Annotated in this window: 10 protein-coding genes; 1 reads left to right on the forward strand and 9 read right to left on the reverse strand. The window is 64.6% G+C overall.

Features of this window, described 5'->3' with window-relative positions; all coding sequences use genetic code 11:
* Positions 1-107 precede the first annotated feature (107 nt).
* Positions 108-1,295, reverse strand: a complete 1,188-nt coding sequence (locus tag DGI_RS17395) for an RNA-binding domain-containing protein (RefSeq protein WP_021761464.1) — start codon at positions 1,293-1,295, stop codon at positions 108-110.
* 233 nt (positions 1,296-1,528) lie between these two features.
* Between DGI_RS17395 and DGI_RS12525 the strand changes: the two genes are divergently transcribed.
* A complete protein-coding gene (locus tag DGI_RS12525) occupies positions 1,529-4,003 on the forward strand; it encodes a glycogen/starch/alpha-glucan phosphorylase (RefSeq protein ID WP_021761466.1) in 2,475 nt (824 codons plus the stop codon).
* 106 nt (positions 4,004-4,109) lie between these two features.
* Here the strand turns inward: DGI_RS12525 and DGI_RS12530 are convergent, their stop codons facing one another.
* The 8 genes from DGI_RS12530 to ndk form a co-directional block, all read right to left on the reverse strand.
* Positions 4,110-4,775: a flavodoxin family protein gene (locus tag DGI_RS12530; RefSeq protein ID WP_021761468.1), complete on the reverse strand. Its 666-nt coding sequence runs from the start codon at positions 4,773-4,775 to the stop codon at positions 4,110-4,112.
* A gap of 109 nt (positions 4,776-4,884) precedes the next feature.
* The gene (locus tag DGI_RS12535) at positions 4,885-6,144 is read right to left on the reverse strand and encodes a glycosyltransferase (protein WP_021761470.1); all 1,260 of its coding nucleotides are present in this window, start codon (positions 6,142-6,144) and stop codon (positions 4,885-4,887) included.
* Between the two features lie 36 nt (positions 6,145-6,180).
* Entirely contained in the window at positions 6,181-6,717 is a 537-nt protein-coding gene (gene ybeY, locus DGI_RS12540) for an rRNA maturation RNase YbeY (protein WP_021761471.1), read from the reverse strand.
* Between the two features lie 25 nt (positions 6,718-6,742).
* Entirely contained in the window at positions 6,743-9,052 is a 2,310-nt protein-coding gene (locus tag DGI_RS12545; RefSeq protein ID WP_051286309.1) for an HD family phosphohydrolase, read from the reverse strand.
* A 25-nt stretch (positions 9,053-9,077) separates the two neighbouring features.
* Entirely contained in the window at positions 9,078-10,073 is a 996-nt protein-coding gene (locus tag DGI_RS12550; RefSeq protein WP_021761474.1) for a PhoH family protein, read from the reverse strand.
* A gap of 376 nt (positions 10,074-10,449) precedes the next feature.
* On the reverse strand, positions 10,450-11,664 hold the full coding sequence (locus DGI_RS12560) for a DUF2325 domain-containing protein (RefSeq protein WP_027192899.1): 1,215 nt from the start codon (positions 11,662-11,664) through the stop codon (positions 10,450-10,452).
* 373 nt (positions 11,665-12,037) lie between these two features.
* The gene (gene proC, locus DGI_RS12565) at positions 12,038-12,838 is read right to left on the reverse strand and encodes a pyrroline-5-carboxylate reductase (RefSeq protein WP_021761476.1); all 801 of its coding nucleotides are present in this window, start codon (positions 12,836-12,838) and stop codon (positions 12,038-12,040) included.
* Positions 12,838-13,257, reverse strand: coding sequence for a nucleoside-diphosphate kinase (gene ndk, locus DGI_RS12570; RefSeq protein WP_021761477.1), 420 nt, complete (start codon positions 13,255-13,257; stop codon positions 12,838-12,840). Before ndk ends, proC begins: the two co-directional genes overlap by 1 nt.
* Between the last annotated feature and the right edge of the window lie 75 nt (positions 13,258-13,332).

Raw genomic sequence — 13,332 nt, forward strand, 5'->3', positions numbered from 1 at the left:
CCGGACGTGTATGGATGATGCCGGTTGGATACAGTAACCCATACCACGCCCACGCCTGTTAGGGAAGGCCCGGCCTGAGATCCCACACCCCTGCGGCCAAGGCTGCGTCAGTCTTTCTTGAAGTGCAGGGAGATGTATTCCAGGGCATCCCGCACACCCAGCCTGCGGCTGGAACCGCCCACGCGGATGTAGAACTCGTCCTCGCCGGACTTGGCGTGCAGGAACACCGGGCGGGGGCTTTCCATGCAGCTGACCATGCACACTGTGCCACCATCCAGGGACTCGAAGTGCGTCTCCACGAAGGGGCAGACGCCGCCACCCAGCCCGGCTTCCACGGTCTGCCAGAAGTGCAGGCCAAAGCGGTCCAGGTTGGGGAAGCCGTCGGCCTCGATGCCCTGGATGGAGCCGTCATCGCGCACGCCCAGCAGCAGCACGCCGCCGCCGGAGTTCAGGAACCCGGCCAGGCTCTTGAGGGCCGCATGGGTGATGGCGGCATCGTGCTTGCCCGTGTGGAGGTTGCAACGCAGGGTGGACTTGAATTCCAGATGATAACTCTCGCCCCGGGCAATGAGCGCCCGCAGGGACGGCCGCTGCAGGACCGGGGCCGTGTGCAGGAACTCGCGCACGGTCCAGGCGTCCTGCCGCAGGATCTGATACCGCTGCATGGCCGCCGCTGCCGTGCATGTGCCCTGGCTGACGGCAAGGGCGGCATATTCCGAAGGAGAGAGGGAATCCGTCACCAGGAGCAGGGGCAACACCAGCCCCACGGCATGCCGCGCCTGCAGCCGGGCCAGGGCGGCCAGCCAGGCCGGAGACATCCCCTCCAGCACAGCGGCCAGGGCATTTGAAAAATGCACAAAATCCTGCTGCACGGCGGGGTATTCGGCCAGGCCATGCTCCAGCAGATAGGCCACGGCCTTGGCGAAGGCCTCCACCAGGCCGCCATACTGGAGGAACATGGGCGGCACATCATCCTCCAGCCAGACGCCGGCCGACGCCGCCGCGGTCTGGCCCGGAAACTTTCGCGCCACCAGGGGATCCAGTGTCAGCGCCTGGAGCAGGGCCTGCCGCAGGACCGCAGGAGCCGGCTCGGCCTCGTCCAGCTGGGTTTCCAGCAGCGATTGCGCGGCAAGGCGATCCGGGGCGGACTCGCAGGCGTCCCGCACCAGCAACTCCATGAGCCGGAGACTCGGGGATCGCAGCGCTCGCCCTCCAGGGGTGACGGCCACACGGCCGTCCAGATGCAAGGCGTAGTCCTGCTCGCTCTTGACGACGTCCACCATAATCCGCTCCATGCCGCCCTGCCTGCTTGTATGGTGAGGGAATCGCGCGTCTGCCGTGACGCAATTCCCTCATACGAACAATGCTGGATGAACGCAAGCCGTTGCCGTAGCATGTTTTTTTCTGCAAAAAAACAGTGCTTCCCTTTACACAGCCCGGCCAGGGGTGGTATATGATGCGGCAATCCGCATAGTGTGTCCCGCTGTATTCCGCCCTGCCACCTGTCAGCCTCGCACAAGGAGCCCGTATGGCCGCCAAACGCCGCACCGCCGCCTCGCCTGATCCGCGCACGGACTGTTCCAGGGAAGGCCTGCGCAAGGCCGTGCTGGACAACCTGTTTTATGCCACCGGCCATGCCCAGGAAAACGCCGCGCGGGGGGACTGGTACACCGCCGTGGCCTACACCGTGCGCGATCGCATGCTCAAGGCCTGGGTGCAGGGGATTGAACGCATTGCGGCCGACGGGGATGTGCGCTGCGTGGCGTATCTTTCCGCGGAATTTCTCATCGGTCCGCAACTGGGAGCCAACATGCTGGCCCTGGGCATCACCGAGCCCATGCGCGAGGCGCTGGCCAGCCTGGGGCAGGATCTGGACGCCATCGTCTTCCACGAGCCTGAACCGGGGCTGGGCAACGGCGGCCTGGGCCGGTTGGCTGCCTGCTTCATGGATTCCCTGGCCACCCTGGGCGTACCGGCCATCGGGTACGGCATCCGCTACGAATTCGGCATGTTTCGCCAGGCCATCGAGGACGGCGCACAGGTGGAGCTGGCGGACAAGTGGCTGCGCCGGCCGTTCCCCTGGGAACTGCCCCGGGGCGGCCAGCAATACGAGGTGCGCCTGGGCGGCAAGACGCACATGGAAACCGCCCCCGACGGCACCCTGCGCGTGCAGTGGACACCGGCCAAAACCGTGACCGCCTGCGCCCACGATATCCCGGTGGTTGGCCATGGCGGCACGCATTGCAACCTGCTGCGCCTGTGGCGGGCCGAGGCCGTGGAGGCCTTCGACTTCAGCACCTTCAATGCCGGCGAGTATTTTTCCTCGGTCCACGACAAGATTTTTTCCGAAACCATCACCAAGGTCCTCTACCCCAACGACGACCCCTACCAGGGCAAGCAACTGCGGCTGGGGCAGCAGTATCTGTTCGTCTCCGCCTCCCTGCAGGACATGCTGCACATTCACCACAGCCTGGGCAAACCGCTGGAGACCTTCCACACCACCTTCGCCATCCAGCTCAACGATACCCACCCCGCCGTGGCTGTGGCCGAGCTCATGCGCCTGCTGGTGGACGTGCACGGCATGGACTGGGACACCGCCTGGAGCGTGACCACCCAGACCTTTGCCTACACCAACCACACCCTGCTGCCCGAAGCCCTGGAAAAGTGGCCCCTGCCGCTCTTTGCCGAGGTGCTGCCCCGGCATCTGGAAATCGTCTACGAAATCAACCGCCGCTTCCTGGAGTCCGTGACGGCTGCGCATCCCGAAGACCCCGACCTTGCCCGCCGGCTTTCCCTCATCGATGAAACCAGCCCCCGCTTCGTGCGCATGGCCCACCTGGCCACCGTGGGCAGCAAGGCCGTGAACGGTGTGGCCGCCCTGCATTCCGAGCTGCTCAAGCGCGACGTGCTGGGCGATCTGGCGGCCTTCTTCCCGGAAAAGTTCACCAACGTCACCAACGGCGTCACCCCGCGGCGCTGGCTGGCCCTGTGCAACCCGGCCCTGGCGGCCTGCATTTCCAACCGCATCGGCACGCGGTGGCAGGATCATTTTGAGGAAGAAATCATCCGCCTGGAGGAATTCGCCGATGACCCCGACTTCCAGGCCCAATGGCAGGCGGCCAAGCTGACCAACAAGCAGCGGCTGACGCATCTGGCCAAAACCATCCTGCGGGTGGAGCTGGATCCTGCGGCGCTCTTTGACGTGCAGGTCAAGCGCATCCACGAATACAAGCGCCAGCACCTGAACGTGCTGCGGGTCATCGCCCTGTACAACCGCCTGCGCCGCAACCCGGGCATGGACTTCGTGCCCCGGGCCGTGATTTTCGGCGGCAAGGCCGCGCCGGCATACTACCTGGCCAAGCAGATCATCCTGCTCGTCAACCGCGTGGCCGAGGTGGTCAACACAGACCCCGCCGTGGCTGGCCGGCTGCGCGTGGCCTTCGTCCCCAACTTCAACGTCCGCAGCGGGCAGGTCATCTACCCGGCGGCGGATCTCTCCCAGCAGATTTCCCTGGCCGGCAAGGAGGCCTCGGGCACCGGCAACATGAAATTCGGCATCAACGGCGCCGTGACCATCGGGACCCTGGACGGCGCCAATGTGGAGATGCGCGCCTGCGTGGGCGAGGAGAATTTTTTCCTCTTCGGCCTCACCACCGACGAAGTACAGGCTGTGCAGCGCGCCGGCTACTCCCCGGCCGCGCACCTGGAGGGCAACCCCGAACTGGCCGAGGCCCTGGACCAGATCCGCTCGGGCGTGTTCTCCCGCGGCGATGCCGGCTGCTTCCGCCCCCTGGTGGACAACCTCCTGCACCGCGACGAATACCTGGTGCTGGCGGACTTCGCCTCCTACATGGACTGCCAGGACCGCGCCGCCCGCACCTACGCCGACCCCGCAGCCTGGACGCGCATGTCCATCCTCAACGTGGCCCGGCTGGGCATGTTCTCCTCGGATCGCTCCATCCGCGAATACTGCCGGAACATCTGGAACGTGCCGGTGGAATAGCGCAGGTTACTTTTGAAAAGAGTTCTCGGGAGAAAACCTTTCTATAGAAAGGTTCTTCCCCCNAGGTTTCCCCTCTCGCAATGTCCTTTTTCAAAATTAAAATACCCTACCGGTCGGCAGTGGCCGCTGCCCGCTCGGTCAAGGCTGCGCCCAGGGCTCTGGCCTTGGCGCAATCCTGCGGGAAGACCTCCTCGCGCCGTGCGGCCTTGGCCACGGCGTCCCAGCGCGTGGAAAGATATTTGGCATAATCCGAAAACTGCAGGGTATCCGTGCAGATCTGCAGCTCGCAGTTGCCGAACACCCGGGCCACGTACCCCCGGACCCTGGAGAGCAGCTGCTCATACTGGAATTCGGGGATCATGTCCTCGGTGATATTCATCGTGTAGATCATCCCGGCCTGCAGCCTGCCGGGGAAGATGCACTCATAGTCCGGGGTGTAGGTCAGATACGGGAACAGCAGCCGCTCCAGACATGAGCGCATCTCTCCGGTTTCGCTGCCAAAATATACCGGGGTGCCCATCAGGAGCACGTCGGCTTCGGCCACGGCCTGCAGCACGGGGGCGAGATCGTCCTTGACGGCGCAGTGGCCGTAGTGCTTGCCGTCGATCTTCTTGCAGGCGAAGCAGCTGACGCAGCCGGTGAAGGAGAGGTCGTACAGATGCACGATCTCGGTCTGCGCGCCGGCTTCCCGCGCACCGTCCAAGGCGTGCTGCAGCAGTGTGGCGGTGTTCCAGTTCTTGCGAGGACTTCCGTTGATGGCGATGGCTTTCATGAGCAGATCCCGGGGAATGAGGTGAGGAGGCGACGGCACGCCGGCACAGGCGCGCCCGCAGAAGACACAACCTTCCCCCTATCACATCTTCATCTGCCGGAACAACCGCTTACATTTCTGTCCGCAAGGTGTCCGCACGCCGGCGCTGCAGGCAGTCCCGATACAGCCGGACCAGCCGGGCGGCATCTTCCTCCACCGTCACCACCGGGCGGATGCCGGCGCGCAGGCGGGGCAGCAGGGCGGCATCCCCCAGCACCCGCGCCATGCTGGCGGCCAGGTGCGCGGCATCCCCGGATCGGAACAGCAGGCCGTTTTTTTCATGCCGGACCACCTCCGGCAGGGCGCCGCAATCCGCCGCGATGACCGGCACCCCGGCAGACAGCGCCTCCCGGGCCACGAAGGAATAGGTCTCCACGTGCGACGGCAGCAGCAGCGCATCCGCCCCGCCCAGGATGCGACCAAGATCCGCCTTGGCGTATGGGCCATGGAAGGCAATGTCCGGATGTCCGGCAGCCAGCGTCCGCACGGCGCGGGCATACTCCGGATTGGAGTCCAGGCCATGGATGTCCAGGCGGGCAGGACCGATACCGCGGGAGGCCAGGGCCAGGAAGGCGCGCACGGCCAGATCCGCCCCCTTGAACCAGCACAGTCCCCCCAGAAAGACGAAGCGCACGCCAGCCCCGGCCGGCGGAGGCGCGGGGACCGGCCGCACCGGCTCCACCGCCCGCATGCCCAGGGGCGCGCGCACCAGATGCGGCCCGTCGAACCCGTGCCGGGCGTACAGCCGGCGGCTGAAGTGCGAGGGGCAGATGGCCAGATCCAGGCGCGCACCCGCCCGGCGATGACAGGCATTCCGGTGCCGGATGCGTTCCGGATCCGCCGTGGCCTCACGGCGCGCCCGGGCGTGGCAGGCGGCGCAGTCCTCTGCGTCCCTGGGACCGGCGCAGAGGCGGCCCTCGCCACGGACGAGGATGGCATTGGCGCAGAACAGCCAGAAATCGTGCAGGGTCATGACCACTGGCGTCTGCGGCGGCAAGGCGTCCAGCAGGGAAACGGAGAAGCCGATGAGGCTATGGATGTGGACCACATCCGCCGGATTGGCTTGCAGCCAGGCGGCCACGGCGGCGGCCACGCGGGGATTCTCCGGCGCGTCCCGATCTTCCCGGGGCACGCCGAGCATGCACGTTGGCGCCGACGCATACGGAGCGGCGACGATGCCATAGGCCGGCGCTGCGTCAGGCGGGGCCAGATGCAGTACAGCGGAGGCCAGACCCAGGCCCTGCTGCCCGGCCAGCAGCTCGGCCAGATAATGTTCCGTGCCGGCGCGGGTGAAGGGCAGGAAGTCGTTCACCACATGCAGAATGCGCATGGCGTCGCCGCTCCTGCGGAAGGCCGTCGGGGGCCGCTACACGGCCTCCCAGGTGCGGATCTCTTCCATGGCTTCGTCGGTGATGATGTCCATTTCCTCACTGTGATCCAGGCCGGCGCAGTGCAGGATGCCGTGGCACAGCAGGCGGAAAAAGTGCTCCCGGGAGGTCTGCCCGTACAGCCGGGCCTCGCGGGCGCAGGTGTCCAGGGAAAGGGCGATGGCGCCCAGGCGCAGGGGCCGGTCCGGGTCTGTGTCCGGATCGCCCACATCGCCCAGGCAGTCGCGGCCGTCGTCCTCGGTGTATTCTTCGGGCAGAAAGTCCTCACCCAGCACGTAGGGAGCCTCGCAGTGCAGGTCGTCGGTGTCCGGAAAGGACAAGACATTGGTGGGACCGGGCATGCCCATGAATTCGAGGTTCAGCTCGGCGATGGTGGCATCGTCCACCAGATCGATTTCCACCAGACTGCCGCCCAGGCCCAGCCGTTCCAGCAGCCAGGTGGTGAAGACGTCGATTTCGACACGAGAGGTCGGCACCAGATACCCTCGCGGCGTGTTGCGCGTGAGTGTGATCATCCGTTCTCCTTGGATTCCTGAGCAATTATTGCAAGGGGCCGTTGAAGGGTTCCGGCAGGATGGCCTCGCGCTCCGCATCCGCCCGCGGGGCGGTCCGACCGGCGGGATGCCCCCCAGGGGGATTCGCAGCCTGGCTCGGGGGCTGCCCCGCAGTCTGGCAGGCCTTGGTTCCTTCCTTGCGGGCTTCCGGGTACTCGATGCGGGTGTGGAAGATGCCGTTCAGGATCCGCACAAAACAGGCGCTGGCCTGAGTGAGGTCCTTGAGGGTCAGTTCAGAATCATCCAACTGGCCATCGGTGAAGATGGCGCGGATGATCTGATCCACATGGGCCTTGATGCGTCCGGGCGTGGGATCCACCAGGGTGCGGCTGGAAGCCTCGATGGCGTCTGCCAGGAGCACCAGGCCGGCTTCCTTGGTCTGCGGCTTGGGGCCAGGATAGCGGTAATCCGCTTCGGACACGGGCTCCCCGCCCCTGGCCTCGGCCTGCTCCTGCGCCTTGACGTAAAAGAACCGAATGAGGCTGGTGCCGTGGTGCTGTTGCAGGATGTCGATGATTTCCGGCGAGATGTTGTGCTTTCTGGCCAGCTCCACGCCTTTTTTGACGTGGGAGACGAGAATGAGGGCGCTCATGGAGGGAGCCAGCTTGTCGTGCTTGTTGCGGCAGCCCATCTGATTTTCGATGAAATAGTGGGGATTTTTGATCTTTCCCACATCGTGATACAGGGCCGCCACCTTGGCCAGCAGCGGATTGGCGCCGGTGGCCCTGGCCGCGGCCTCCACCATGTTCCCCACGATAAGGGAGTGATGGTACGTGCCGGGCGAGGTGACCATGAGCTCCTGCAGCAGCGGCTGTTCCAGGCTCATCTGCTCCAGCAGCCGGAAGCGCGAGGTGTAGCCCAGCAGCATTTCCGCAATGGGTCCCAGGGCCAGCACGCACAGAAGGGCCAGAAAGCCATGCGCCACCACCAGACCCAGGGCCGTCCAGATGCCTGCGGCAGCCTGATACTTGAGCAGGTGGATGCCGAACCAGGCCAGCAGGAGCAGCCCGGTCAGGGGCAGGACGCTGCGCAGCACCTCGGTGCGGGTTTCCGTATGTTTGATGAGCAGCGTGGCGGAGATGGATCCCAGAAAATAGAAACAAAACAACTCCAGCCCGGCGCCAGCCATCTGGGTGCAGAGGAAGGCCAGCAGGATGGAAGCGGAAACGCAGGAGGCAGCGGAAAAATACAGCGCCATCACCCCGCCAGCGCCGGCCAGGGGGGCCATGAGCACCAGCAGGTCGCTGCTCAAAAAGTCCAGTCGCTCGCTCAGGGGGGTTTCGATGGCCGCCAGCAGTTTGGTGCCGCCGGCAAAGAGCACCACCAGCCCGGTCATGAGCAGGGCATCGCGGTTGGTCACGGGCCGGAAAAAGCGGCCCTTGGGCGAGACGATCATCCCCCCGGCAAAGAGCATGCTCACCACAAACACGCCCAACGGGCGCAGGGGATCGAAGGTCTCCGGCACCTGGGCATAGAGCGCCTGCAGCTTGAGCTGCTCCTGCGGCCCCACACGCTGCCCCTGCCGGACCACCATTTCGCCCTTGCGGATATGGTAATAGACCGGTTCCAGGGACTGCATCACGGTGTCGATGCGGTCCCGGGTGGCCTCGGGATTGATGACCAGCGACGGCGTGATGAGTGGCTCCAACAATTCGGAAATGGCGGACCGCACGCGCAGGCTCTTGTTCAGATCGCGTCGCAGGTACTGTTCCAGCTCGCGGGCAAGGGTGGCCACATCGCGCAGGGAGGACAGATCCGCCCGCAGCATCTCTGCTCCCAGGGCGGCGTTGCGCACCAGAATGCCGCCGCGGAACCGTTCCAGCATGCGCGCATCCAGCACCACGCCTTCGTTCAGCCTGACTGCAAGCCAGGGCTGTACGTCGTTGCGGATGACCTGCTGCAGTTCCACATCCCGCAACAAATGAAAGCTGGCGCGGGAAAGTTCGCGGTTGAGCAGTTCCGCCGCCTGCCAGCGGGCGTCTTCCATGGAGTCCATGGTGGCGTTGTTGAGCACGACAAAGACTGCCTCCACCCTGGTTGCCAGACGGGTGGCGGCATCTGCCGTCAGATCAAAAATAGGCGGCTGATTTTCCGCAATGCGGTGAATGCGTTCCAGGGTGGAATTGCGGTCCTCCACCAGCATGTCCTGGGTGGCCATGACGTCCTGGGTGGCGATTTCGCCTTCCGTGAAAATCTTTACCCCGGGCGTGTGTCGCACCCCCACCAGCAGACTCATGGCCGCCATGGCCAGCACGAACGCCGCCAGCCCGCCATGCGGCGCCACACTGTGCAGCATGTCGCGCACGCGGCGCCCGGAGCGGCTAGGAGTGGCTTTCGGCGTTTTCGAAACGTTCATACGCTTTCACGATGCGGGCCACGAGGGTATGGCGGATGACGTCCGCCTCTTCAAACTGTATGAACGCGACGCCCTCCACACCCTTGAGCACTTCGCGGGCCTGGACCAGGCCAGATCGAACTCCCCGGTGGCCCGCGGACGGCAGGTCGATCTGGGTCACGTCGCCGGTGATGACCGCCTTGGAGCCGAACCCCAGGCGGGTCAAAAACATTTTCATCTGTTCGGGGGTGGTGTTCTGGGCTTCGTCAAGGATGATGAAGCTGTCGTTGAGGGTGCGGCCGCGCATGAAGGCCAGGGGCGCAATCTCGATGATGCCCGTCTCCAGCATTTCCTGCACCTTGCGCGCGTCCACCATGTCGTGCAACGCATCATACAGGGGCCGCAGATACGGGTTGATCTTCTCCGCCAGATCTCCGGGCAAAAAGCCCAGCCGCTCCCCGGCCTCCACGGCCGGACGCGTGAGCACCAGCCGGCGGATCTCCCGCCGCATGAGGGCCGCCACGGCCATGGCCACGGCCAGATAGGTCTTGCCTGTGCCGGCCGGCCCGATGGCGAATACCATGTCGTGCTCGTGCAGGGCGTGCACATAGGCGCGTTGGTTCAAGGTTTTGGGGGCCACGGTCTTCTTGGGAGACGCGACGAACACCGCCTCCTTGAACATCCGAACCAGATCCGTGCCCGGCGAGCGGGTCAGGGTGTCCCAGGCAAAGCCAAAGTCCCGCCGCCCCAGGGGATGCCCGGCCTTGAGCAGCCGATACAGCTGCACCATGCAGTTGGCAGCGCGATCGGCCAGACTTTTGTCCGTGGCGCGCACCGTCAGCATGGAGCCGCGGCTGTGCAGCTCAACACCAGCCTTGGCGGCCAACGCATCCAGATGGGAATTTCCCGGCCCGAAGAGTTCGCGGGCCAGGGCAGGATCATCGAATTCCAGGCTTTGCTCGATGGCTTCAGTCGCCTGCATTCACGCCTCAAACCCGAGCACCGGGACAGTCGCAGAAACGCGCAGGACGCACGTTCCCCTTCCCGGATTCGGGCCAGCTCTGCCGGCGAGGGGGGCAAGACATGCAGCGACCGGCTTGGAATTCCTCATGCTGCATGGCGAGACTATGGTGGATTTTTCATGCAAGTCAAGTGCAGATGACGGCGGAGTGACCATTTCCGCCGTCATCTGCATCATGCCGGCGTCCGTCAGGCAGGGCGGGAGGAGAAAGACCCTGCTGCCGGAGCCGGTTCCCCGGCGGGACGGGGAGATTCCTGAGGCGCCGTGAGGAACGGCTTCAAGGATTTTTCAAAGAAGGATCGCGGCCGCTGCGCGGAAGAGATGCTCGGAACCCACGTCATGACAGATGTTCTCCTTGCAGTTCGAGGGCGGAAGAGTCGAGAAGCCCTTCCAGCGTTTTGGAGAGAGAGGAAAGCGAGGCGCTGCGCATGGCCAGACACGGCTTCATGCACTGGCGGCAGGCCTGTTTGACGCAGTGGAAGGCCTCGTGACTGACGCAATCCATGGGGCAGAGCACGGCATCCGCCTTGGGAAGAATCTGGTGCAGCCGGGAGATGGCATGTTCGCGTCCGCCATCGTGGTGCACGAATTGCCCGCCCAGGCTCTCCACAAGTTCACGATAATGCGGGGCCAGGCCGGAACGTCCGCCCACATAGAGGATGCATCTGCCATTGAGCGAGCGATTGGGGCACGGCGCCGGGCTTTCGCAGTCCCCGTGTTCGTCCTCGCGGGGGCACCGCTGCCGGGCCTGCTGCTCCAGCATGCGAGCCAGTTCCCGTTCCAGCACGTCGCATTCCATGCCCTTTTCCGCAAGCATGGCCTCGGTATGCGCCAGGCGCTTTTCCATGGATTCCACCAGCCGCAGGGCCTCGGCGCGTTCTTCGTGCGCCAGACGCAAGGACTCGAACACCTGCTGGAAGGCGATGGAGCTGCCGCCGGCCCGCGGGGCTTTCTTCTCCGAGGCCAGTTCACGGTTGCGCTTGGCCAGATCGCGAATCCGCGCCCGGTACGCCCGCTTGACCGTGGACAGCGTTTCCTCCAGATCCGCCAGCTTGGTTTCCTGCTGCTGCAGCCGGCGGATATCCGCCCGGTTGGACGCCCCCACCAGATGCGACAGCATGTGCACATGGCCGAACACTTCCGAGAACAGTTCCTGCCCCAGGTACGGGTGCGTCACCATGGCCCAGAAGGGGCCGGGGATCTCGCCGTTGGCCACGGACTTTTTCCAATAGGCGCGGCGCTGGTTGTCGTCCAGGGTCTGCAGCACCTGCCGCACATGGCGCATGTACTTGCGGTCCAGGTGCTTTTGCACCAGCTTGGCGGTGCGGCTCTCCTCCCGGCAAAAGCGGACCAGAGCGGAGTGATACATGTAATCCGTGGCGTCATCCGGCAGGGAAAGCCCTCCCCTGCGCGCCAGCCGCCGACATTCCTGCAAGGTGAGACAGGTGCCCACCACGGCGCACTGCAGGTCCGGCAGTTCCCACAACGCGCGCCGCTCGGACATGGACGCCTGCACAAGGCCGGAGGGGGAAAGATGATCGAGCAGCAGCATACATTCTCCTGCGGTGACGGTGAACACGTGCGGCGCACTGGCTACTTCCGGGAAGAAGTCGGACTCGGGAACAAATCTTCGGCATCCGGAGCGCGTCGCCCTTGATTACCTTGGTATTGAAATTCATTTTCATTGTCAATGTCATTTTGAAAAAAACTGCCCCCTCCCCGCTCAGGAATGGCGCAGCTCCCAAAGACAACCGCCGGAGAAACACCGCACAAGGCGATATTTCTCCGGCGGTTGCACCAAAAACACTAGAGCATTAATGAGAACTTTTTCCTGTAATGCTCTCCCCTTTGGAAAAACGAAAAGGTTCTCCCCCGAGAACTCCTTTCAAAGATAACTTGCTCGATGGCGCGAAGACGCTGCTGCCCTACCCGCCCAATTCCTTGCTGCGGGTCTCGGCGGCCACCACGGCATCCACCAGGGCGGCGCGCACGGCCTTGCGGTCCAGAACATTGGTGGCGGCAATGGTGGTGCCGCCGGGCGAGGTGACCATCTCCCGCAGCACGCTCAGGTGTTCGGGCCGTTCCTGGGCGAGCTTGGCGGACCCGGAGAACAGGCAGCGCACCATGTCTGTGGCCTGGGGCCGGGGGAAGCCCATGGTCACGCCGGCTTCCACCATGGCTTCCATCAGATAGAAGACATAGGCAGGGCCGGAGCCAGCCAGGGCGGTGAAGCTGTCGAAGCGTGATTCGTCCAGGATGAACACGCGTCCCAGGCGTTCGAAGGTCCTGGTCACGAATTCCTTTTGCGAATCCTTCAAATCCGGATCGTCCAGGCACACGGCGAACATGCCGGCCTGAACCATGGCCGGGGTGTTGGGCATCACTCGCACCACCGGGCAGGCGCCGCTGCACCAGCGTTTGAGCTTGTCCAGCCCGACACCGGCAGCGATGGAGAGGATGACCTGGCTTGGAGAAAGCCGGCTGGCCAGGTCGGCCAGGGCGCGGTGCATCTGGTGCGGCTTGATGGCCACGAGCAGATAATCCACACCCTCGGCCAGGTCGTGCACGCTGGAGGCGCTTTCCACCTCGCAGCCGGTGCACAGGCTGGCCAGCTTGGTTTTGTCCGTGTCGAAACAGCGCAGGGACAACCCCGGCGTGCCGGAGAGTCCGCGCAGAATGGCAGAACCCATGTTGCCGCAGCCGAGGCAGCCCAGCGTCTTTTCCATTAGCCTACAATCTCCAATGCGCTGAAGAAGAAGGGAATTTCCTGCGCGGCCGTCTCGGGGGCGTCGGAGCCATGCACGGCGTTCTTTTCCACATCCAGGGCAAAGCGCTTGCGGATGGTGCCCTCGGCGGCGTTGGCCGGGTTGGTGGCGCCCATCAGATCGCGGTAGGCCTGGATGGCGTTTTCGCCTTCCAGCGCGCTCACCACCACCGGGCCGGAGGTCATGAAGTCGCACAGGCTGCCGTAGAAGGGGCGTTCCTTGTGCACGGCATAGAAGGCCTCGGCCTGGGCGCGGGTGAGCTGGATCATCTTGGTGGCCTTGACCGTGAGGCCGGCCGCCTGGATCATGGCCAGGATGTCGCCAGCCAGGTTGCGGGATACAGCGTCGGGCTTGATGATGGACAACGTTCTCTGCAGCATGCGGTTGATTCCTCCAAAGATATTCGTGTCCCGTGCATCTACCCGGAATTGCGGCGCTTGGCAATGACAGGCAGG

The sequence above is a fragment of the Megalodesulfovibrio gigas DSM 1382 = ATCC 19364 genome (assembly GCF_000468495.1).
Lineage (GTDB): Bacteria > Desulfobacterota > Desulfovibrionia > Desulfovibrionales > Desulfovibrionaceae > Megalodesulfovibrio > Megalodesulfovibrio gigas.